Annotated in this window: 19 protein-coding genes; 9 read left to right on the top strand and 10 right to left on the bottom strand. The window is 67.0% G+C overall.

Annotated features, from left to right (window positions below; translation table 11 throughout):
• Window positions 1–14 precede the first annotated feature (14 nt).
• From OX958_RS01550 to dnaA, 6 genes are all read right to left on the bottom strand, one after another.
• Window positions 15–1352, bottom strand: a complete 1338-nt coding sequence (locus OX958_RS01550; RefSeq protein ID WP_270135172.1) for a hypothetical protein — start codon at window positions 1350–1352, stop codon at window positions 15–17.
• Between the two features lie 67 nt (window positions 1353–1419).
• Entirely contained in the window at window positions 1420–1995 is a 576-nt protein-coding gene (locus OX958_RS01555) for a DUF721 domain-containing protein (protein ID WP_270135173.1), read from the bottom strand.
• On the bottom strand, window positions 1988–3121 hold the full coding sequence (gene recF / locus OX958_RS01560) for a DNA replication/repair protein RecF (RefSeq protein ID WP_270135175.1): 1134 nt from the start codon (window positions 3119–3121) through the stop codon (window positions 1988–1990). Before recF ends, OX958_RS01555 begins: the two co-directional genes overlap by 8 nt.
• A 73-nt stretch (window positions 3122–3194) precedes the next feature.
• Entirely contained in the window at window positions 3195–4115 is a 921-nt protein-coding gene (gene gnd / locus OX958_RS01565) for a phosphogluconate dehydrogenase (NAD(+)-dependent, decarboxylating) (RefSeq protein ID WP_270135176.1), read from the bottom strand.
• A 43-nt stretch (window positions 4116–4158) separates the two neighbouring features.
• Window positions 4159–5304 (bottom strand): DNA polymerase III subunit beta, encoded by a 1146-nt coding sequence (gene dnaN / locus OX958_RS01570; RefSeq protein WP_270135177.1) that lies wholly within the window; start codon window positions 5302–5304, stop codon window positions 4159–4161.
• A gap of 511 nt (window positions 5305–5815) precedes the next feature.
• Window positions 5816–7558 carry a chromosomal replication initiator protein DnaA gene (dnaA, locus tag OX958_RS01575; RefSeq protein WP_270135178.1) on the bottom strand — a complete coding sequence of 581 codons (1743 nt, stop codon included), beginning with the start codon at window positions 7556–7558 and terminating at the stop codon, window positions 5816–5818.
• Between the two features lie 683 nt (window positions 7559–8241).
• On the opposite strand from dnaA, the gene rpmH reads away from it, so the two are divergent.
• From rpmH to OX958_RS01620, 9 genes are all read left to right on the top strand, one after another.
• On the top strand, window positions 8242–8379 hold the full coding sequence (gene rpmH / locus OX958_RS01580; RefSeq protein ID WP_083933330.1) for a 50S ribosomal protein L34: 138 nt from the start codon (window positions 8242–8244) through the stop codon (window positions 8377–8379).
• A gap of 30 nt (window positions 8380–8409) precedes the next feature.
• Window positions 8410–8787 carry a ribonuclease P protein component gene (gene rnpA / locus OX958_RS01585; RefSeq protein ID WP_270135181.1) on the top strand — a complete coding sequence of 126 codons (378 nt, stop codon included), beginning with the start codon at window positions 8410–8412 and terminating at the stop codon, window positions 8785–8787.
• Complete coding sequence (gene yidD, locus OX958_RS01590; RefSeq protein ID WP_270135182.1) at window positions 8784–9095, top strand: membrane protein insertion efficiency factor YidD; 312 nt, start codon at window positions 8784–8786, stop codon at window positions 9093–9095. The genes rnpA and yidD overlap by 4 nt, the downstream gene beginning before the upstream one ends.
• Window positions 9096–10316, top strand: a complete 1221-nt coding sequence (yidC, locus tag OX958_RS01595) for a membrane protein insertase YidC (protein ID WP_270135183.1) — start codon at window positions 9096–9098, stop codon at window positions 10314–10316.
• 101 nt (window positions 10317–10417) lie between these two features.
• A complete protein-coding gene (locus tag OX958_RS01600; protein ID WP_442913243.1) occupies window positions 10418–10942 on the top strand; it encodes a Jag family protein in 525 nt (174 codons plus the stop codon).
• 52 nt (window positions 10943–10994) lie between these two features.
• Window positions 10995–11669, top strand: coding sequence for a 16S rRNA (guanine(527)-N(7))-methyltransferase RsmG (gene rsmG / locus OX958_RS01605; RefSeq protein WP_270135184.1), 675 nt, complete (start codon window positions 10995–10997; stop codon window positions 11667–11669).
• 995 nt (window positions 11670–12664) lie between these two features.
• Entirely contained in the window at window positions 12665–13603 is a 939-nt protein-coding gene (locus OX958_RS01610; protein ID WP_270135185.1) for a ParA family protein, read from the top strand.
• Window positions 13604–13933: 330 nt separating this feature from the next.
• Window positions 13934–14884 (top strand): ParB/RepB/Spo0J family partition protein, encoded by a 951-nt coding sequence (locus OX958_RS01615; protein WP_270135187.1) that lies wholly within the window; start codon window positions 13934–13936, stop codon window positions 14882–14884.
• A gap of 2183 nt (window positions 14885–17067) precedes the next feature.
• Window positions 17068–17199 carry a hypothetical protein gene (locus tag OX958_RS01620; protein WP_270135188.1) on the top strand — a complete coding sequence of 44 codons (132 nt, stop codon included), beginning with the start codon at window positions 17068–17070 and terminating at the stop codon, window positions 17197–17199.
• A 783-nt stretch (window positions 17200–17982) separates the two neighbouring features.
• On the opposite strand, the gene OX958_RS01625 is transcribed toward OX958_RS01620, so the two are convergent.
• From OX958_RS01625 to OX958_RS01640, 4 genes are all read right to left on the bottom strand, one after another.
• Entirely contained in the window at window positions 17983–18321 is a 339-nt protein-coding gene (locus OX958_RS01625; RefSeq protein ID WP_270135189.1) for a DUF3817 domain-containing protein, read from the bottom strand.
• Entirely contained in the window at window positions 18318–19124 is an 807-nt protein-coding gene (locus OX958_RS01630) for an SURF1 family protein (RefSeq protein WP_270135190.1), read from the bottom strand. Before OX958_RS01630 ends, OX958_RS01625 begins: the two co-directional genes overlap by 4 nt.
• A 64-nt stretch (window positions 19125–19188) precedes the next feature.
• Window positions 19189–20136 carry a D-alanine--D-alanine ligase family protein gene (locus tag OX958_RS01635; protein WP_270135192.1) on the bottom strand — a complete coding sequence of 316 codons (948 nt, stop codon included), beginning with the start codon at window positions 20134–20136 and terminating at the stop codon, window positions 19189–19191.
• A 112-nt stretch (window positions 20137–20248) separates the two neighbouring features.
• On the bottom strand, window positions 20249–21559 hold the full coding sequence (locus OX958_RS01640; RefSeq protein WP_270135193.1) for an aminotransferase-like domain-containing protein: 1311 nt from the start codon (window positions 21557–21559) through the stop codon (window positions 20249–20251).
• Window positions 21560–21721 lie beyond the last annotated feature (162 nt).

Raw genomic sequence — 21721 nt, forward strand, 5'->3', positions numbered from 1 at the left:
GGTACGGCCGGCGATCACGCCTGGACGGACTCCGCTGTTTCCTGCTTCTCGGCCGCGGCAGCCTCGGCCCGGCGCTCGGCCCCGACGGAGATACAGAGGTCGAAAGCCGCCGCCAGCAAGGCGATTCGCAGCGTCGCGAAGATCGAGTCACGGATCAGCGTGGCGATCTCGTGGTTCATCAGGTTCCAGTCGGAGCCGGTGCCGTGGACGCCGATCAGCCGGGTCAGCCCGACCAGCGCCCACTGGTCGGCGAGGATCCAGAACGTGTAGACCATGCAGACCACACCGAGGAAGACCGGACCCACCCGGACCAGCAACCGGAACGCGGTCAGGGTCGGGTAGAACTTCTCTCGCAGACCGCCGAGCAGCAGGTTCGGGGCCTGGTTCGTCAACGTCACCAGGCGATTCGGCTTGGCGGCCTCGGCCTCGGCGGCAGGCTGGTTACCGAGTCGCCGCTCGATCCGGGTGCCCTTGAAGACCCCGCTGCTGGTCAGCACCCGGTGCCCGAAGACGACCGTGGTGATCGCCAGCCAGGTCAGCGGCTCGGCGACGCCGGACTTGAACAACGGCCACAGGCTCTCCCAGAAGAAGCCCCAGAGGAACTCGATCCCGGCCGGGATCGGGATGTTGATCCCGGCGAAGAACTCCTTCAGCCCGTCCCACCAGCCGACCGTGACGTACCAGAAGTCGCGGGTCTCGATCCAGCCCGTCAGGTCGCCGACGGCGTACGGCGTCACCACGACGGTGATCAGCAGGAAGAACGCTTCGGCCCAGACCTGGGCGAACCTGACCGGCCGGCTCGGCCAGCGATCGTCGATCGCCTCCAGCACCCGGCGCAGGACGAGCAGGATGACGATCGCGGGGAGATAGGCCCGCCAGGCGCCGTTGGTCACCTCGAGGAAGGTGGCGCCGGGCCCCATCCCGCGCTGGACGATGTTGCTGATCGACAGCTCGGAGATCCGGTCGTCCAGGAATCCCCAGGCCGACCAGACCGCGATCATCGGCAGCAGGGTGACGGCCAGCAGCTCCATCAGGCCCTGCTGGGTCGGGTCGGAGGTCTCCTCGGCCTGGTTGCCGGCCGCGTCGCGCCAGCGGTAGAGCGAGGTGGCACAGGTGCGGATCATCCCGATGGTGGCGGCGATCTGGATCAGTACGCCGGTCGAGAACACCCCGACGCCCAGACTCGAGTGCTGGTGCTCGTCCAGCCAGATGGCGCCGTTGATCGCGGCCCGGAAGCCGACGTACCCGGCCAGGAACCAGGTGAGCAACGGCAGCAGGTTGCGCCACCACAGCCGGAAGGTGTCTCCGACCAGGTGGACCATCTCGCGAAAACCATCAACGATCGTGCGCATCGCGCCCGATCCTAGGCGACCGCCGGGGTCGGCCGGAACGTCCCCGCGCGACGTACGCCGGATGGGCTCAGCCGTAGGTGTCGCGGGGGCCTCGGCCGCCGCGGACCGTGCGGGGTCCCTTGCGCCAGCTGGGGGCGTTGGGGCCCTCGACCTTCACCCGGGTGACGGTGCCGTCGCCGAGCTCGGCGTTGAGGCGGCGTACGAGGTCGGGGGCGAGCAGGCGCACCTGAGTGGCCCAGGCGGTCGAGTCGGTGCGGACGGTCAGCTCGGTGTCCTGGTAGGTCTCCGGCTGACAGTGGGACGCCATCTCCGGACCGACGATGGAGGGCCAGCGCGCCATCACGCCGTGGACGGCGACGTCGACCTCCCAGCCCTGTTCGCGCATCAGCCGGCCGAGGGTGTTGGTGAGCAGCTGGGGATCGCGGTCGTCGGCGCGGGCGCTGCTGACCTGGTTCCCGGTCGGGCGGCGGCGGCGCGCCTTCTTGACAGGCTGGATGGGACCGGCGCCCTTGAGCCGGCTGGCCAGCGTCTTGGCCAGCTCGAGGCCTCGTTTGTCGTGCTCAGGCGCTTCGACGGACTCGCTCTCGACGCCGCTCTCAGAGGAATTCTGGCCTTTCGGGTCGGGCAGCAGCTGGTCAGGCACGGCGTACCGAGCCCTCACCGACGTCGAAACGGGCCCCACTGAGCTCCGCCGGTACGTCGGCGCCGACCGCCGCGGTGACCAGGACCTGCTCGGCGGGTGCGACCAGTTCGGCCAGCCGGTCGCGGCGACTCGTGTCGAGCTCGGCGAACACGTCGTCCAGAATCAGCACCGGCTCACCCCCGTCCGTCCTGAGCAGTTCGTACGACGCCAGCCGCAGCGCGAGCGCGTACGACCAGGACTCACCGTGACTCGCATACCCCTTCGCGGGCAAGTCCCCGAGGCCGAGGAGCAGGTCGTCACGGTGCGGCCCGACCAGGGAAACGCCTCGGTCCAGCTCGTCCGAACGACGCTCGAACACGGTGGTCTTGATGACCTCGGCGAGCTGCTCGCGGCTCGAGACCCCAGGCTCCAGCGGAACCGACGACTTGTACTCCAGCCGGGCATCGCCTTTTCCTCTGGCAACGGCATCGTAAGAGCCGGAGACCAGCGGACGCAGGGATTCCAGCAGGTCGAGCCGCGCTGCGAGCAGCTCCGAGCCGGTCCGGACGAGGTGGTCGTCCCACACTTCGAGGGTGCGCAACTGCGCCTCCCCCGAACGGCCCTGCCGGCGCGCGATCGACGCACTCTTCAGCAGCGAGTTACGTTGTTTCAGCACCCGGTCGTAGTCGGCCCGGACGCCGGCCAGCCGCGGCGTCCGCAGAGTGAGCAGGTCGTCCAGGAAGCGGCGCCGCTCGGACGGATCGCCCTTCACCAGCGCGAGGTCTTCCGGCGCAAAAAGCACCGTACGGAGCAATCCGAGCACTTCGCGCGGCCGCGGGACCGGCGAACGGTTCAGCCGGGCCCGGTTTGCCCTCCCAGGATTGATTTCCAGCTCGACCACCAGCGCCCGGTCCTGGTCGGACCGGAACTCGGTCCGGACGATCGCGCGCGGAGCGCCGGCCCGGACCAGCGGCGCGTCGTTCGCGACCCGGTGCGAACCGAGGGTCGCGGTGTAGTGGATCGCCTCGACCAGGTTGGTCTTGCCCTGGCCGTTCGGGCCGACGAAGGCGGTCACTCCCGGCTGGAGCTGGACCTCCGCCTGGTGGTACGACCGGAAGTCGATCAGGCCGAGTGCGGTGACAAACACCTGATATTCCTCTGCTGGGCGGATCCTGAGCCGGAAGTCCGGGCCGCCGAACTCGGCGGCCCGGACTACGAGCTCAGTGCTTGGCCGGGGGAGTCGCGTACGACGGGTCCGCGGACGCGCCCTTGACGGCGTGACCACCGAACTGGTTGCGCATCGCCGCGATCGCCTTCATCGCGGGGGAGTCTTCCTGGCGGGAGGCGAACCGCGCGAACAGCGACGCGGCGATGGCCGGCACCGGGACGGCGTGGTCGATCGCGGCCTCGACGGTCCAGCGACCTTCACCCGAGTCGTCGGCGTACCCGCGGATCTTGTCCAGGTGGGTGTCTTCCTTGAGCGCGTTGACCATCAGGTCGAGCAGCCAGGACCGGATCACCGTGCCCTCGCGCCAGGAGTCGAACGCCTCCGGCACGTTCTCGACGATCTCCGCGGCCTCGAGCAGCTCGAAGCCCTCGGCGTACGCCTGCATGATCGCGTACTCGATGCCGTTGTGGACCATCTTGGCGAAGTGACCGGCGCCGACCTGGCCGGCGTGCACGAAACCGAACTCACCCTCGGGCTTGAGCGCCGTGAAGATGGGCATCACCGCGGCGACTGTCTCAGCGTCTCCGCCACACATCAGGGCGTAGCCATTCTCGAGACCCCAGACGCCACCGGAGACACCGCAGTCGACGAACTTGATGCCCTTGTGGGAAAGCAGTTCGGCCCGGCGGATGTCATCGGTCCACCGGCTGTTGCCGCCGTCGATCACGATGTCGCCTTCGGACAGCAACTCGGCCAGCTCGGTCAGCACCGGGTCGATGGCCTGCACCGGCACCATCACCCAGACCACCTTGGGCTGGCCGGTCGCCGTCAGCTGCCCGACCATGTCGGCCAGGTCCGTCGCATCGGAGATGGCTTGGTTGTGATCGAAACCGACGACGGTCAGGCCTGCAGCGCGAATCCGCTCGCGCATGTTGCCGCCCATCTTGCCGAGACCGACAAGGCCGAGCTCCATCGTGAATCCCCTTGTTCTATTGGCGTTTAGCGGTCAGCTTGCGTCAGCTGTTCAGGCGGACCGGCATCAGCACGTACCGGAACTCAGCTATCGGGTCGCCGTCGAAATCTTTCACGCCGGTCAGTTCGGCCGGCTTCGTCGCCTGCGTGAAAGCCAGGTGCGCGACCGAGGTGCCGATCGCGTTCAGGCCGTCCAGCAGGTACGTCGGGTTGAAACCCACCGTAACCGGCTCGCCAACCACGCGCGCCTCGATCGACTCCGACGCCTGAGCTTCGTCGCCGGAGCCGGCATCCAGCGTCACGGTGTCGTCGGAGAACGTCAGCCGGACCGGCGCGTTCCGCTCGGCGACCAGCGCGACCCGCTTGACGGCCTCGACCAGGGTCGCGGTCTCGATCCGGACCCGGGTCGCGATCGCCGCGTCGGTCGGGATGATGCCGCGGACCTTCGGGAACTCACCGTCGAGCAACCGGGTGGTGGCGCGCCGGTTGCCACCGGACACCTCACCCTCGAAGCCGACGATGCCCTCGCCGCTGCCAGGAGCGGCCAGCGAGACCGTGATGGTCGTTCCGGTCATCGCTTTCGCGGTTTCCGAGAGCACTCTGGCCGGGATAAGGGCTGCAGCAGAGGCATCTGGGCTTTCCGGGCTCCATTCGAGCTCGCGGATCGCCAATCGGTACCGGTCGGTGGCCAGCAGCGAGATCGTGGAGCCTTCGATCTCGACCCGGACGCCGGTGAGCACCGGAAGCGTGTCTTCCCGGCCGGCCGCGGTGACGACCTGAGCGACCGCCTGAGCGAAAACGTCGCTCCGGACCGTGCCGCTGGCCGCGGGGAGATCCGGCAGAGCCGGATATTCCTCTGTGGGAAGCGTTTGGAGCGTGAACCGGGAAGTGCCGCAGGTGACCTGCGCCTTGGCGCCGTCCACAGCGAAGTCCACGGGCTGATTCGGGAGACTCTTCGAGATGTCGGCGACCAGCCGGCCGGAGATCAGGCATTTTCCGGCGTCCGCCACCTGAGCGGGGACGGTCACTCGCACGGAGGTCTCGTAGTCGAAGCCGGACAGAGTGATCTGGCCTTCTTCGGCTTCGACCAGAAGGCCGGCAAGGATCGGAACACTGGGTCGACTGGGCAAGCTGCGCGCGGCCCAGGCCACCGACTCGGCCAGTACGTCGCGCTCGACGCGAAACTTCACCGCTGGGTGCCTCCTGTATCGGCTGTGTGCCAGGCGAATCCTGCCACGGACAGATGTGATGTGCGCCAACCGGGCTTGACGTGGCGGTTCGGGCGGGTCGCGACCCCGTCGCTGTGCGGCTCGGGGGGACAGCCTGACAGGTCGTTCCAGGGGCCGCTCGGGCAGGCCCGAAAACGGAGTTTTCCCCAGGTTTGGCCGCCACAACCTTTTTCGGACTTGGAACCTCTTGATGTATCCATAGGGTTCTTCGCACTTGTGGATTGTGTGGAAAAGCGACGAGTTCGCAGGTCAGACCCGGTTTTGCCCTGTGTACGGACTGTGGACGAATTGGGGGCAACCTGGGGTTGCCTGGGTACGACGGTTTCTGTACACACAGGCAATCCACAGATGACTGGGCTGTATCCACCGAGATACCCACAGTTATCCACAGATGTATCCCCAGCCTGTGAGGTTCGTGTGACCGTGTCGGAGCGCCCGTCGTACCGGCTCCCCGACCCCGTCACACGCCGCCTCATTGCTGCTTGGCCTGGTGCTTGATCCGGTTGGTCAACTCGGTCACCTGGTTGAAGACGCTGCGCCGTTCCGACATCAGCTGGCGGATCTTTCGCTCGGCGTGCATCACGGTGGTGTGGTCGCGCCCACCGAACTGCTGGCCGATCTTCGGCAGCGACAGGTCGGTGAGCTCGCGGCACAGGTACATCGCGATCTGGCGAGCGGTCACCAGCACCCGGCTCCGGCTCGGTCCGCAGAGGTCGTCGATCGACAGCCCGAAGTACGAGGCGGTCTGGCCCATGATCACGGCGGCCGTCACCTCGGGCTTGCTGCCCTCGGGAATCAGGTCCTTCAGCACGATCTCGGCCAGCGACAGGTCGACCGGCTGCCGGTTCAGGCTGGCGAACGCGGTGACGCGGATCAGCGCGCCCTCGAGCTCACGGATGTTGGTCTGCACCTTGCTCGCGATGAACTCGAGCACCTCCGGCGGCGCGGTCAGCCGCTCGGTGGCGGCCTTCTTCCGCAGGATCGCGATCCGGGTCTCGAGGTCGGGCGGCTGGATGTCGGTGATCAGGCCCCACTCGAACCGGTTGCGCAGCCGGTCCTCCAGCGCCTCGAGCCGTTTCGGCGCCCGGTCGGAGCTGATCACGATCTGCTTGTTCGCGTTGTGCAGCGTGTTGAAGGTGTGGAAGAACTCTTCCTGGGTCTGGATCTTGCCTTCCAGGAACTGGATGTCGTCGATCAGCAGGACGTCGACGTCGCGGTACCGGCGCTGGAACTGGGCGGCCTTGTCGTCGCGGATCGCGTTGATGAAGTCGTTGGTGAACTCTTCGCTGGAGACATAACGCACGCGGGCGCCGGTGTAGAGACTGCGGACGTAGTGCCCGATCGCGTGCAACAGGTGGGTCTTGCCCAGACCGGAGTCGCCGTAGATCAACTGCGGGTTGTACGCCTTGCCTGGTGCCTCGGCGACCGCGACGGCCGCGGCGTGCGCGAAGCGATTCGAGCTACCGATGACGAAGGTCTCGAACGTGTACTTCGGGTTGAGGCGCGCCTCGCCCTGCGAGTCGGTCGGCGGCTGGAACTGGGCGGAGCCGTTCGGCGGCGGCGCGACCGAGCCGAGCGGCGGCGGCGTGATCTGCGCTACCGGCTCGGGCTGCCGGTGCTGTACCGGCTGCTGGTGCTGAACCGGTGCGGGCTCCTGCAGTCCCTGGTCTTGCAGTCCCTGGTCTTGGGGCTGATGACTCGGTTGGTGCGAGGGCTGCTGTTCCGGTTGTTGTACCGGCTGGTGCTGCACGGGTTGCTGCTGTACCGGCTGGTGCTGTACCGGCTGGTGCTGAACAGGTTGGTGCTGCACCGGCTGGTGCTGGGGTTGGTACTGCGGCTGGTACTGCTGATGCATCGGCTGACCGAACGGCTGGGTGAGCGGCAGGTTCGGCGGCTGGTTCAGCGGCGACTGGAAGGCCGGCGCCTGTTCCCGTACGACGGGCTTCGGTGCCGGGGTCGGCTCGCGGAGCTCCGGATCCAGCGTCGGGTCGACGGTGACGGCGATCCGGATGTCGCGGCCGAAGCTCTCGGTCAGGATCCGCTCGAGGTCGGGACGCAGCCGGGTCTCCAGCTGACCGCGGGTGAAGTCGTCCGGAACGGCGACGATCGCGGTGCTCTCGTGCAGGGTGACCGGCCGTGAGTTGGTCAGCCAGGCCCGCTGGTTGGGTGGCAGGCCGGCGAGGACCCTGGTCCAGGCAACGTCCAGATCATTCACTTCCGCCTTGCTTTCCGCATTGGCGGACTGGTCCTCGACCACGCGTTGCTCCCCGAATCCTTTGCTGCGGTGGCCTGCGCTCCCGGGCTGGCTCCCGGTGCAGTGCGGCCGTTCGACCCGACACTCGGCTCGTCCGGCCAGGTCGGCCGCACTGAGCAGTTGGCTTTCTCCTCAGCCGGTTTTCCTCATTGTCCACATCCTTGTCCACAGTTGTGAACGAAGCGCGCGGGCAGTTGGTTACCGGTCTCGGGGTGTGGGACCTCTGGTGTGAGGGGCTGACGCTAACAAGCCCGCCCACCCCTCTTCAAGCCGTCATCCACAGGCTATGGGGCGTAAATTGGGGGCAACTTGCGGCGTGTCGGGTAGACGCCGGAGCGTAGTCGTGGTGCGAGATCCGGGTTTGCCCGGAGTTCGCGGTGCCGGTCACCCGGTAGTGACCGGCACCTGACAGGACGTTTCATCCACAGGCCCTGTGGAAAACTATGGGGACAGCTGGTTTGACCTGTCCACAGGCCGCCACGTACCGTGGATCAGTCGGTGTTGAGCCGGCCGTTTCGTGCTGCGCTCCCAGCGAGACCCTCCTGTTGTGAAGGTTTCTGGACGGTGGGCAGGACCTGCACCAGCGACAAATCTATCAATGGATTTGTCGACAAACGTGATCTCGAGTAACCGGAGTCATTCCAGTGAGCAAGCGGACGTTCCAGCCGAACAACCGTCGTCGGCACAAGAAGCACGGCTTCCGTCTTCGGATGCGCACCCGCGCGGGCCGCGCCATCCTCGCAACCCGTCGTGCGAAGGGTCGCCAGCGCCTCGCGGCCTGACGCCGTTGAGCTGGCGACGGTGACCACCTCGTGTTACCCGCGTCGAACCGGCTTCGCCGGTCCGACGAATTCCGCCGCGCTGTCCGAACCGGACGGCGGGCTGGTCGGCGTGCCGTGGTGGTCCATCTGTTGCCGGGGTCCGGCCCGACGGCCGAGCCCGCTCGTGTCGGATTCGTGGTGAACAAGGCGGTGGGCAATGCGGTTCTGCGGAACCGTGTCCACCGCCGTCTGCGTGCCTTGATGGCAGCGCAGCTCTCCGGCCTGCCGGCCGGCAGTCTGACCGTCGTACGGGCACTGCCGCCGTCGGCCGCTTCGTCGTACGACGAACTGGCGGACGACCTGGCCGGCGCGCTGCGACGGGTGCTGACGGGCCCGTCGAAACCCGTGCCCGCGAATGACGGTCGATGAAGATCGCGCCCGTCAAGTACGGGATCATCGGGTTTCTGAAGCTCTACCGGAAGTTCGTGAGCCCGATGTACGGGCAGGTGTGCCGGTTCTACCCCAGTTGTTCTGCCTATGCCCTGGAGGCGGTCGAACGCCACGGCGCGGTGCGCGGTAGCTGGCTGGCGGCGAGGAGACTCGCCCGCTGCCACCCGTGGAACCCCGGCGGCTACGACCCCGTTCCACCCACAGATGTCGACCAGCGCGGGGACGTCGTCTCCGCCAATCAGCCCGGGCCGTCAGCGGACCCCGGGCCTGTGCAGCGAGGTGCTTGAGTGATTGATCTGGCCATCCCCCAGCTCGCTTTGTGGGACGGGATCGTAGACGTTTTCAACGCCGTCATGACGCCGCTGTACTGGGCGGTCTCGGCGCTGCTGGTGGGGTGGCACTGGCTGTTGTCACAGGTGTTCGACCCGGACAGCGGCTGGGCCTGGGCGCTGTCCATCGCCGGCCTGACGATCGTCATCCGGACGCTGCTGATCCCGCTGTTCGTGCGCCAGATCCGCTCCAGCCGGAACATGCAGCTGCTGCAGCCGAAGATGAAGGAACTGCAGAAGAAGTACGGCCACGACCGGGAGAAGCTCGGTCAGGAAATGATGAAGCTGTACAAGGACACGGGCACCAACCCGTTCTCCTCGTGCCTGCCGCTGCTCCTGCAGTCGCCGATCTTCCTGGCCCTCTTCCGGGTGCTGGACTACGCCTCCAAGGGCAAGACGCACAGCGACATCATGGATCCGCACGTCTTCTCGCTGCAGCACGCGAAGATCTTCGGTGCGGAGATCTCCCAGACGTTCCTGAAGGCGAACGGCTCCGGCGCGACCAACGTCAAGTTCGTCGCGATCGTGCTGATCATCCTGATGACCGCGACGATGTTCATCACCCAGCTGCAGCTGATGCGCAAGAACATGCCGAAGGAGGCCCTCGAGGGCCAGGCAGCGCAGATGCAGAAGATCATGCTCTACGTCTTCCCGGTGTTCTTCCTGATCGGTGGCTTCAACTTCCCGATCGGTGTGCTGATCTACTGGTTCGTCTCCAACGTGTGGACGATGGGCCAGCAGTTCTACGTGATCCGCCGCAACCCGGCTCCGGGCACCCCGGCGTTCGACGCGCTGGAAGCCCGCAAGCGCGAGCAGAACCTGCGGGCCGGTCGACCGGCCGAAGAGGGCCTGGGCGATGAGGAGGAGGGCTCGGTCGCGACCGACCGTCGTCCGGCCAACCGCCAGCAGCCGAAGCGCCAGTCCCGGAGTACGCGCAAGACGGTTGCGCCGGCGGGCGAGTCTCCGGTGCAGGACACGCCCAGGGTTCAGGACACTCCGAAGGCAGCGAGCAACGGCCAGCAGCCGGCCAAGAAGGCCGCCGCGGCCAAGCAGACGTCGGGTGCCAAGCGACAGCCGGCCGCGAAGTCGCGGGCCGCTCGTCAGGCCGCTCAGAAGCAGGCCGCCCAGAAGAAGCCGACGCAGAAGAAGCCCGGTGGCGGCTCGTCCGGTCGCTCCTGACGCCAGGCGTCGGAACGGCCGGCTGAACCGGCACCCGTTTTTCTCTGCTGTGTACGACCTGGTCCCCGTGGGGCGGATCTCGAAAACGTGAAGGAGTGGCCGTGAGCGACGGCATGCAGAACACCGAGGCAGCGGAGAAGTCCGCGCCGGCAGACCAGCCGGGCGACCGGCTGAAGGCACTGGAGGCCGAGAGCGACATCGCGGCCGACTACCTGGAAGAGCTGCTCGACATCGCCGATCTCGACGGTGACATCGACATGGACATCGACGGCGATCGGGCCGCGGTGTCGATCGTCGGCGCGGACCTGAGCAACTTGGTCGGTGAAGGCGGCAAGGTGCTCGAGGCACTGCAGGAGCTGACCCGGCTGGCCGTTTACCGCGAGACCGGCGAGCGGTCGCGGCTGATGCTCGACGTGTCGAACTACCGGGCCAACCGGAAGGCGGAGCTGGAAGAGGTCGGACGCAAGGCGGTCGACGAGGTCAAGACCTCCGGTGCCGCGGTGAAGCTCGCTCCGATGACGCCGTTCGAGCGCAAGGTCGTGCATGACGTCGTCGCCGCGGCCGGCCTGACCAGTGAGTCCGAAGGCGAGGAGCCGCGTCGCCGGGTCGTCGTTCAGCCCGCATGATCGCCCTGGCCCGCTCGTGACGGAAGACGTTTCACGTGAAACACCGCCGCTCGTGGAGGAGCTTTATCCGCGGGCGGCGGACCGGCTTGTGGCGTTCGCCGAGCTGCTGGCTACCGAAGGAACGCTGCGGGGGCTGATCGGCCCGCGTGAGGTTCCCCGGCTCTGGGATCGGCACCTGCTGAACTGTGCGGTGCTGGAGCGCTTGATCCCCGAGGAATCGACCGTTGCCGACATCGGTACCGGTGCGGGACTGCCGGGGATCGTGCTCGCTCTCGTCCGGCCTGATCTTCAGGTCGCACTGGTCGAGCCGCTGCTGCGACGTACGACGTTCCTGCAAGAAGCCGTCGAGCTCCTCGGCTGCACCAATGCCGTGGTGGTTCGTGCCCGTGCTGAGGACCTCATCCCAGGTCGCCGCTCCGCTGCCGAGGGAGCCGCACTAGGCCAGGCGCCGTACGACGTGGTGGCTTCGCGCGCCGTCGCGCCACTCGGCAAGCTGGCCGGCTGGTGCCTGCCACTGACCGCCGAGGGCGGGCTGATGCTGGCGATGAAGGGTGTCTCCGCGGAGGAGGAACTCGCTGCGTCGGAAGACGAACTCGAGGCCCTCGGCGCCGAGGAATGGCACGTCCACCAACTCGGCGTCGAAGAACTGGCCCAGCCGACGACAGTCGTGAGTATTGTGGCCGGACGTGCTGCGCGGGGATCCCAGCACAGGAGACGCGGGAGGTGATCGGGTTGGTGAGTCGTGCTCTCGGATGGCCTGAGAAAAGTACTGGTGAGCCTCAGGTGTCACAAGGAATCGGCTGGCCGGTGGAAGAGTCCGTCGGCACCGTCCAAGTAGCTTCCGACTCCACCTCCGCGGCCGTTGCGGCCGCTGAACCCGCAAGCCTGGATGATCCGGCTGTTGCTGAAGACCTCCCTCCCGCTGCACCTGAGGGTGGAGTTGTGGATGATGCGGGCAGGGTCGCGTCCGGTACCTCCGCCGTGTCCGATGCGTTTGCCACGTCCGATGCTCCCGCCTCGTCCGATGCGTTTGCCGGGTCCGATGCCTCCACCTCGCCCGATGCGTCCGCCGCTTCCGATGCGTCCGCCACTTCCGATGCTCCCGCCTCGTCCGATGGGTCCGGGTCCGTCGCGTTCTCCGCCTCCGCTGGTGCGGTGCCTTCGGTCGGTGTGCCCGATGAGATCGTCGGTGTGCTCGATGAAGCCGCCGCGCCCGAGGCCACCGCCGATGAAGCGAGGGGCGTCGAGGCAAGGGCTGCTGCGTCGACCACGGCGGGCGACGTACAGCGCGATCCTGAAGCTTTCGAGCCGGCTACTGCTCCCGTCTCCACCCCTGCGGCTCGCCCGGAGTCCCCGACCGAGTCTTCCAATCCGATCACGACTGATGGCCCGTTTGAGTCCGGCTTCACCTCCGCTTCGTCGGGTCACTCAGCCCTTCGTGCAGCCGCCTCGATCGGATTGGACGCAGAGCCGGCAGTCGCCGCCGCAGCACCTGTTTCACGTGAAACCGAAGAGCTCGAAGCGCCCGAGACGCGCGCTTCCAGCACCCCTGAGGACGAGTTCCCAGAATCGCCCCCACCTGTGGATGACCACCCCCTGATCAGCCCTTCTCAGGCGGGAATTCATCCACAGAGGCCTGTGGATAAAGCTGGGGGTAAGCCGGCCCCGACCCCCACCGACATCCTCTTCGGGCCAAGTACCGCATCTATCGGAATGGGCGCTATGACTGCCGCACAGATCGCCGCGCGGGCTACCTCGGACGAGCTCCAGCGACGCCTCCTCGAACCTCCGATCGCCGCCGCCACCGAACGGACCCTGCTGGTGAATGAAGGACGCACGATGGGCCGCGAGTTCCCGCTGCCCAAGGAGACCCGGGTCTTCGTGGTCGCCAACCAGAAGGGCGGTGTCGGCAAGACGACGACCACCGTCAACGTCGCTGCCGGCCTTGCCCTCTACGGCGCGCGCGTCCTGGTCATCGACCTGGACCCTCAGGGCAACGCCTCGACCGCATTGGGCATCGCCCACTCGGAAGGCACTCCGGGTGTCTATGAAGCAGTCATCGAGGGGGAGCCGCTGAGCAAGCTGCTCGCTCCTTGCGTCGAGCACCCCGGCATCGTGGTAGTTCCGGCCACCATCGACCTGGCCGGCGCAGAGATCGAGTTGGTCAGCATCGTGGCGCGGGAGAGCCGGTTGAAGAAGGCTCTGGACGCGCACCTGGCCGAGACCGAGGCCGCCGGTGAGAGGTACGACTACGTCTTCATCGACTGCCCGCCGTCACTCGGCCTGCTGACCGTCAACGCGCTGACCGCCGCCCGCGAGGTACTCGTACCGATCCAGAGCGAGTACTACGCGCTCGAGGGACTATCGCAATTGCTGCGGCATATCGACATGGTCAAGTCGCACCTGAATCCAACTCTCGATGTATCGACAATTCTGCTGACCATGTACGACGCCCGCACCAAGCTGGCCGGCGAGGTGGCGACCGAGGTGCGCAACCACTTCCAGGACTCGGTGCTGCGGACCGCGGTACCGCGCTCCGTCCGAATCTCGGAAGCGCCCAGCCACGGGCAGACGGTGCTTGCCTACGACCCGGCGTCGGCGGGCGCGTTGTCCTACCTGGAGGCTTCGCGCGAGATCGCGATGCGCAACAACGCTTCCTGACCTCGCGCTATCAGCAGCTCGCCGACACCTGGGTGTCGGCGAGCTGTTTGCTTCCCATAGCTGTTCCACGTGAAACCACCTCTGGCGTTCCACGTGAAACCTCGTGGAGGTGAATCGGATGGTCGCGGGAGCGAGTGCCTTCGAGCTCTCGGTTCCACGTGAACCGCGAGAGAGTGTCGTCCTCGTTCCACGTGAAACGAGGACGACGCCGGAGGCGTTATCCACAGAACGGGGGACCGGTACTGCGGTCGCCACTCCCGACCAGCTACCGTGGCGCAGTTGCTGTCGATGAACCTGATCGATCCGAAGTACTGAACTCAAGGAGCGGCGATGAACACACGACTCGGACGTGGACTCGGTGCGCTGATTCCCAGCACGCCAGCTCCTGGAGCCAGCAACTCGCTGGGCAGCAAGTCGAACTCGATCCCAGGCGCCCCGCCGGTACCGGCCGGGCCCGAACTGACCGCCGTCCCGGGCGCTGAGTTCGCGGAGATCGACGTCGACAAGATCACGCCGAACCCGAAGCAGCCCCGCAGCGTCTTCGACGAGGACGCGATGGCGGAGCTCGTCCACTCGGTGAAGGAGATCGGCCTGCTGCAGCCGATCGTCGTCCGTCGGCTGACCGACACGACGTACGAACTGGTGATGGGTGAGCGCCGCTGGCGCGCGACCCAGCAGGCCGGCCTCACCACGATCCCCGCGATCGTCCGCGACACCGCCGACGACAACCTGCTTCGGGACGCGCTCCTGGAGAACCTGCACCGAAGCCAGCTGAACCCGCTGGAAGAGGCTGCGGCGTACCAGCAGATGCTCGACGATTTCGGCTGCACCCAGGAAGTACTGGCGAACCGCATCGGCCGCTCGCGCCCCCAGATCTCCAACACCCTCCGCCTCCTGAAGCTCCCAGCCTCGGTCCAGCGCCGCGTAGCCGCCGGCGTCCTCTCAGCCGGCCACGCCCGCGCCCTCCTCGGCCTCCCCAGCGGAGACGCTATCGAGCGCCTCGCGCAACGCATCGTCGCCGAAGGAATGTCGGTCCGCACCGTCGAAGAGATCGTCTCCATGGGCGACATGGACGGCGACGACCCAACCCCCGCGCGCCGCCGCAAGAAGCCCGTGGCCCCCCGCCTGGTCGACCTCGCCGACCGCCTCTCCGACCGCTTCGAAACCCGGGTGAAGGTAGACCTGGGCAAGTCCAAGGGACGCATCACCGTGGAGTTCGCCACCCTCGACGACCTCGAACGAATCGTCACCCTGATGGACCCGAACAAGCAGCAGCAGTAGGCCCGATCCTCCAACGCCCTGCCCTCATCTGATGATGAAGGCAGGGCGTTCTTCGTTGCCGGCCGCGACCGCTGACCGCTGACCGCTCGAGTCCAACCGCATCCGCCGGTGCGTCGGCAGGTCACTGGGCCGAGCCCATACCCATGGAGTTGCTGAGCTCTACGTCCGGCCACACCACAGCTGCACGCTCTGACCTGACGACACAGAAGCCCATCGGTCATACCGGCGTCGACACACGCTCGCCATCAACAATGCGCTTGGCGCTACGGGCAACGATCACAGCACGCTGGCTCGCAGACCTATCGACACGTGTACCTCCGTGTCACCGGACCGACGTTCTTCCCACGTTTCCGAGTGCCTGCCACCAGACTCGTGAATGAGCCGTACCGTCGTGCCGCCGAGCCGCCGGACTCAGTTCGGGTTCCGTGCTCACAACGGATAGAGAAGACAGTCGGCACATCGGAACACCTCAGCGCCTAACGCTCGAAGGCTGTTCGGATCGGAGGAGCCCGGCCCAGTTCAGTCGCCCAACTACGCGACTCCAGCGATTCGGGCAGATCACCTTCACGCTTGCCAACTTCGCTGGACTTCGTCCGCTTCGACACCGAAGCGAGTCCCGCGTAGCAGCCTCAGGGACAGCCTGCTTCGACTGGTGCGCCAAGGATGATTCACTGCCGCGAACCGCGAACCGCGAACCGCGAACCGCGAACCGCGAACCGCGAACCGCGAACCGCGAACCGCGAACCGCGAACCGCGAACCGCGAACCGCGATTCAGATGCAGGGCATGGGAGCCAGTGGGGTAGGCGGCAATCTCCCGGATCTGTGGATCTTGTGGCAGGCGCAGAGGCTCACGGACCCGGTCGGGACGCGGATGGACATGATGTGGCAACGGCTCGAGGATGAACTGACCGAGGGTGCCGCCCCACCGGAGCATCGGATGCGGGGCGGCGCTGATGGACCGCGGTTGCATCGCGGGCTCGATGGCAGATGTCGAGAAGTGATTCAGCAAGCTGCGGAGCAGCCCAAGCCGGATGCGGCTCCCACCGCCTGGCAGGGTTCAGTTGATCGCGGTCCAGCTCACCGGCCTCCAAAACTGACTCCCTCGGGGGCACTCGCCGGCCCTTGTCCGATTGCCTGCAACCAACCACCCCCACTGAGATGGGCTCGGACGACTGGGGCAACCTACTCGAGCCAGGCCCTGGCAGTTCGAAGCCGATGATGTCTTGGGTTTCGTGTGCAGCTGCGCGGAGGATTCGAGGGCGGCGGCTGAGGCGATGCAGCGATGGATTTACGGCGCGAATCGACGAGAGTGTGGAGATCGCGAAAGCGGCAAGGCAGGCGGCTACGACGACAGTTGCGGGCTCGGAGTTCGCCGCCGCGCTGTGGTCGGCGGTGCGGCGCGCGATCCTGGAGGAGGCAGTCCGTCAAAAGCGATGGTTGATGCCGAGGCGGCGCTCAACAAGGTCGGAAGGCGTCAGTCAAAATCGGCACTGGCAAACGTGTTGAGGATGTGTCGGCTTCTAGGCCGGGTGCTGACGGCGGCTCACAGCAGTACTCACCGGCTTCGGCGTGACTCTTGAAGTTGGTGACCGAATCTGGGGAGGCGAAGTCGCGGGATCGCCGGGGTGGTCTAGCACCTGCGTCGCCCGGGACTCGTCAGTGGCAAGAGTCCGCCTGCGTCGCGGTCATGCGGAGACACTTGCACTCCGGTCAGGGAGGCGGATCGTTGCGCCTGGCGCGGGGATGACGGTTGGGCGCGAATCTCGGCAAATTGCCTGTGGTGCGCGGCCGTTGGATGGCGCGAGAGGAGTGGATGCAGGCGGGACGGAGCCAATTGAGACGCTAGTGCGTGTGGTGACGACGGCCGCGGTACTGATGTCGAGCTCGGTGGCGGATTTAGGGATAGGGAAGCCGGTTCGGGTTTGCCGCCTGCCTCGGTCTGGCACCTGAGCACTTCGCAAATGGCGGGGTAGCGTGAAGCCGCCGAGCATGCAATCCGTGTAAAGACACTCGACCTCCGCACAGAGGCAGACAGTGCGCCGACGGTCGCGGGTGGCAAGCCGTGTCGGGGTCGAAAATCGGTGAAGGCGCTGGCTTGAGGTGGTGTCGGCGCGGCGTGGTGCCGGTGGGCACGGTGCGACCTACGTTCGGCGATTGATGTGGGGGGCGGCGAGTCGGGTTGATGGCTGTGCCACCCCCGCGGTTCGCCGACGACTGCCTGCGCGCGGTGTCGATGAACGACTGCCCGCTCGCGGTGTCGATGAACCAGTTCGTCCGCAGAACTTCGCGTTGGATCGTCTGGGTGAGGTCGTGACCGGTGAGAGGTGTGGTGAGCTCGACCTGTTTGGCTCCAACGGCCCGCGCTGATCGAGGCGATGGAGTGCCGTCGGTGCGAACGAGCGGGTGAGCAGGAACCGTCGACGGGTCGAGGCGGTCGGCTTGGGCCGAGCGCTGGGGAGCTGTGCTCTTCGTGGCGACGGCTCGGGGCGTTGTGCCGACCACGCCGAGGTGGCCAGAAGTTCTGTGTGCGGCATTCTGCGGGAGCTGGCCGGCTCGCCCTTGTCGCGCGATTTGGGGGACTCGGGGGAGATCGATCGGCGAAGCGGTTGGCGTTCATGAGGTCCATCGCTTGATGCCAGGGAGTGCGACACGTCCCGGGCAAGTCCGCTGAGCTGGCGCCGGGCGGCTCTTACAAGGCATCGCGGTATGGCCGGTTCACCGACGTTCGGTCGAACGCATGTCGAGGTCTGAGCCAGGGTGAGTGCTCGACGACTCGTTTGGGTTCTGTCAGAGCGATTCTGCGGGACTTTGGCCTTGGACCGCTGTGGCGTCTTGTCAGCGACGGACTTCTGGTGGCGGCTCGGATTCAGGGGACTTTGAGCGGTTCGGGGCGATTTCACGCACGAACCCAGTCTGCGGTAGCGCTCAGAACCTACGGTCGCGATTTGTCGATATAACTACTTGGCGACCTATCGGCCGCGATGTTTCATGTGAAACATCGACGGGCCAGCTCGAAATGTTCGAGGGCGGGCCGCCTGCGCGGAGGAGTTGGCAGGTCGGCCGTGGCGGGCGACAGGGGTGAAGAGGGGACTACGGGTCAGGAAGGGTTGAGTTCCTGGCTTACCTTGCGCTCGGCGTAGAACGACAGGAACGGGATGGTGCCGGCGATTGCTACCAGGACCAGGCGGGGGAGGCCCCAGCGGACACGGCGGGCCAGGTCGAAGGCGCCGAGGAGGTAGACGACGTAGAGGAAGCCGTGCATCGGGCCGATGACGTTCATGGCGGCCGGGTTGTCGGCGAGGTACTTCATCGGCATCGCGACGAACAGCAGCAGGAGCAGCATGACGCCGACGATGTAGGCGATCACGCGGTACCGGGTGAGGGCGCTCTTCACCGCGGGGGTCAGGGTGCGGGCGGGTTCAACGGGGGAGGTCACGCTGAAACGGTACCGCTTGGCTCCAGTTCGTCGTCCGGCTGGTCGGCGTCCTCGGAGTCGTTCGAGCGGTGGGCGTCGAGGACCATTCGGCCCCACATCCAGAGCGTGAAGGCTGCGAAGATCCACCACTGGAAGGCGTAGGCGACATTGCGCAGGCCGGCGTGGTCGGTCGGGGGAGCCGGCGCCGGCACGATCGCGGGAGCCTGCGACGGCACAGCAGCGGCGGGGATGGATTTGTCGATCGACGACAGTACGACGAAGGCGTCGTAGACGCGGTAGTCCACCAGGTCCACGATGGTCGGGATCCGTAGCGACTGGAGAGTCCTGCCCTTGGCCGCGTCACCAGAAGCATCCTGTGCCTCGGACTGCGCGATCGCTCCGGTCAGCGAGACCTGGCCGGAGGGCGGTGTCGCCGCGGGGTCCGAGACGCTGGGCACCCAGCCGCGGATGATCATCGCAGCGCCGGGTGTGCCGTCCGCAGTACCGCTTTCGGTGAGGATCAGCGGCATCACCACCCAGAAACCGTCGCGGTCACCGAATCGTCGATCCGTGATGAAGAGCTGATCGGCCGCCGGTCCCCAGGTCCCCTCGACGGTCACCCTGCGACCGACAGCCTTCGATGGCAATCCGTCGTTGATCGAGAACAGCGACTGCAGGGCGATCGGCGCGCCCTCCGCTCGCTTCGCCGTCGCCGCCGCGGTCTTCGACTGATAGACGTCGAGCTGCCAGACACCGAGGACGGACATCACCGTGGCGATCGCCAAAGCGAGCAGGCCGAGCCCGAGCCAATGCGGCGTCAGCACGGTCCGCCAAAGCGGTCGAGGCGGGGAAGAAGGTGCCGCAGGGGATTCGACAGACATCAGGACCTCAGCGAGCAGCAGCCGCGGCCAGCAGATCGCGGCACAGCACGCCCAGTTCGATTCCGGCGGCCTCAGCAGCCAACGGGACCAGCGACGTCTCGGTCATCCCCGGCGCCACGTTCACCTCGAGGAACCACGGGACACCGTCGGGGTCGACGACCAGATCCGACCGCGACAAGTCGCGCAGGCCCAACGCGCGATGCGCCGTCACAGCAGCCTCCGCGCAGGCAGCGGCGACCGAAACATCCAGCCGAGCCGGTACGACGAACTGCGTCGCGCCCGCCGTGTACCGAGCTTCGTAGTCGTAGAACCCGGAGTCGGGCCGGATCTCCACGGCCGGCAGCGCCCGAGGACCATCGCCGGTGTCGACCACCGTCACGGCGACCTCGGTGCCTTCGACATACCGCTCGATCAGCGCGACCGGCCCATAGGCGTAGCAGTTGACCATTGCGGTCGGCAGCTCATCGGCCGACCGCACGATGGAGGCGCCGAGTGCCGAACCGCCGCGAGCGGGCTTGACCACCAGCGGCAGTCCGATCTGGCCGATGACGGCCTCCATCAGCGCCGCGGCACCCAGCTCGCGAAACGTGTCATGCCCCAGTACGACGGAAGGCGGCGTGTGCAGCCCGGCCGAGCCGACCATCGTCGCCGCCACCGGCTTGTCGAAGGCGGTCCGGCAGGCAGCCGCGTCGGCGCCGACGTACGGAACGCCGTACAGGTCGAGCACCTGGCGGAGCGCGCCGTCCTCACCGGTCACGCCGTGCAGGACCGGGAAGACCGCGTCGGGTGGGTCGTTGCGCAGCCGCTCGACCAGGCCAGCATCGACGTCGCTTTGCTCCACCTCGACACCGACGCTGCGCAACGCATCGGCGACTCGGCGACCGGAGCGCAGTGAAACGTCCCGCTCGTGCGACAGTCCGCCGGCCAGTACCAGCACTCGACCCAGATCACTCATCAAGACTTCCCGATCACTCGTGGGCGACTCCGGCAGGGCGCCGGTCCCGAGGCCCATTTGAACGGTACCGCGATCCACGGGCCGAGTCGTCCAGTGCCCGGTAAAACAAGCGCTAACTCAGCTCGGGCCCAGGCGCGTCGTAGTCCCGCCCGGCACCCGGCTTCAGCGGCCCGAAGGTCTGCCGGAGCTCGAGCTCCTCGTTGATCACCGCGGCGAGCCGGGCGACCCCCTCGGTGATGCGCTCAGGTGTCGGGTGACAGTAGGACAGCCGCATGCACTGCGAGCCGAAACCGTCGGAGAAGAAGGCAGTGCCGGGCACATAGGCAACCCGGGCGGTCACCGCTCGGGGCAGCATCGCCTTCGCGTCCAGACCGTCGGGAAGCGTCAGCCAGACGTAGAACCCGCCACCGGGTCTGGTCCACGTCGTTGCCGCCGGCATCTTGTCCGCGAGGGCGGCCAGCAACGCGTCACGGCGTTCGCGGTACATCTCCTGGAACTGCTTCACCTGACCGAGCCAGTCGTGCCGGCTCAGGTACGACGAGATGGCCAGCTGGCTGAAGACCGGTGGACACAGGGTCGCCGACTCCTGCGCCAGCACGAGTTTCTCCCGTACTGCGTGCGGTGCCACCGCCCAGCCCACCCGGAAACCGGGCGCGAACGTCTTCGAGAACGACCCGAGGTAGATGACGCCTTCGCGATCGTCGGCCCGCAGCGCCCGCTGCGGCTCCCCGTCGAACCCGAGCAACCCGTACGGGTTGTCCTCCAGGATCAGCAGATCGGCGCGCTGGCAGATCTCCAGCACCCGGCGGCGACGCTCGTCGGACAGCGAGACACCGGCCGGGTTGTGGAAGTTCGGGATCGTGTAGAAGAACTTGATCTTCTTGCCGGCCGCGCGGACCGACGCGATCGCCTGCTCCAGCGCCTCCGGTACGACGCCGTCGTCGTCCATCGCGACGTGAACGACCTCACACTGGTACGCGCGGAAAACCCCCAGCGCTCCGACGTACGACGGGGCCTCACAGATCACCACGTCGCCGGGATCGCAGAACACCCGGGTGACCAGATCGACCGCCTGCTGGCTACCCACGGTCACCACGACGTCGTCCGGATGGGCGTCGATCCCCTCCAGCCGCATCACGTCGCAGATCTGGTCGCGCAGGGTCGGATCGCCCTGGCCCGACCCGTACTGCATCGCGACCGCGCCGTGGTCGACCACCAGATCGCGGACCGCGCCGCCGACCACGTCGAGCGGCAGGCCGGCGATGTTGGGCATTCCGCCCGCCAGCGAGACCACCTCGGGACGGCTGGCCACCGCGAACAGGGCGCGGATCTCCGATGCGGTCATGCCCTTGGTCCGTGCCGCGTACCGATCGACGTAGTTGTCGAGACGGGTCTGCCGGACATCGGGCAGGTCAGCACTCACGGAGCGGCTCCAGGAACGGGCGACGAGGGGCATGCCGGGAAGGCACCAGGCTACGCCGAAGTAGCCGAGCGTGTTCGCGCGCCCGGACTGCCGATCGGAGCAACCTCTCACTACCATGCCTTATAGGGCCAGGTTCGACCATGGTGCCGACTGGTGGCTGAG

The organism is Kribbella sp. CA-293567, assembly GCF_027627575.1.
GTDB lineage: Bacteria > Actinomycetota > Actinomycetes > Propionibacteriales > Kribbellaceae > Kribbella.

What these genes read in the sequence shown, in the direction of transcription:
- OX958_RS01620 (WP_270135188.1), top strand. Translation starts at nt 17,068, where the DNA reads ATGGCTGTGCCACCCCCGCGGTTCGCCGACGACTGCCTGCGCGCGGTG.
- yidD (WP_270135182.1), top strand. Translation starts at nt 8,784, where the DNA reads ATGAAGATCGCGCCCGTCAAGTACGGGATCATCGGGTTTCTGAAGCTC.
- OX958_RS01635 (WP_270135192.1), bottom strand. Translation starts at nt 20,136, where the DNA reads ATGAGTGATCTGGGTCGAGTGCTGGTACTGGCCGGCGGACTGTCGCAC.
- OX958_RS01615 (WP_270135187.1), top strand. Translation starts at nt 13,934, where the DNA reads ATGAACACACGACTCGGACGTGGACTCGGTGCGCTGATTCCCAGCACG.
- OX958_RS01550 (WP_270135172.1), bottom strand. Translation starts at nt 1,352, where the DNA reads ATGCGCACGATCGTTGATGGTTTTCGCGAGATGGTCCACCTGGTCGGA.
- OX958_RS01610 (WP_270135185.1), top strand. Translation starts at nt 12,665, where the DNA reads ATGACTGCCGCACAGATCGCCGCGCGGGCTACCTCGGACGAGCTCCAG.
- gnd (WP_270135176.1), bottom strand. Translation starts at nt 4,115, where the DNA reads ATGGAGCTCGGCCTTGTCGGTCTCGGCAAGATGGGCGGCAACATGCGC.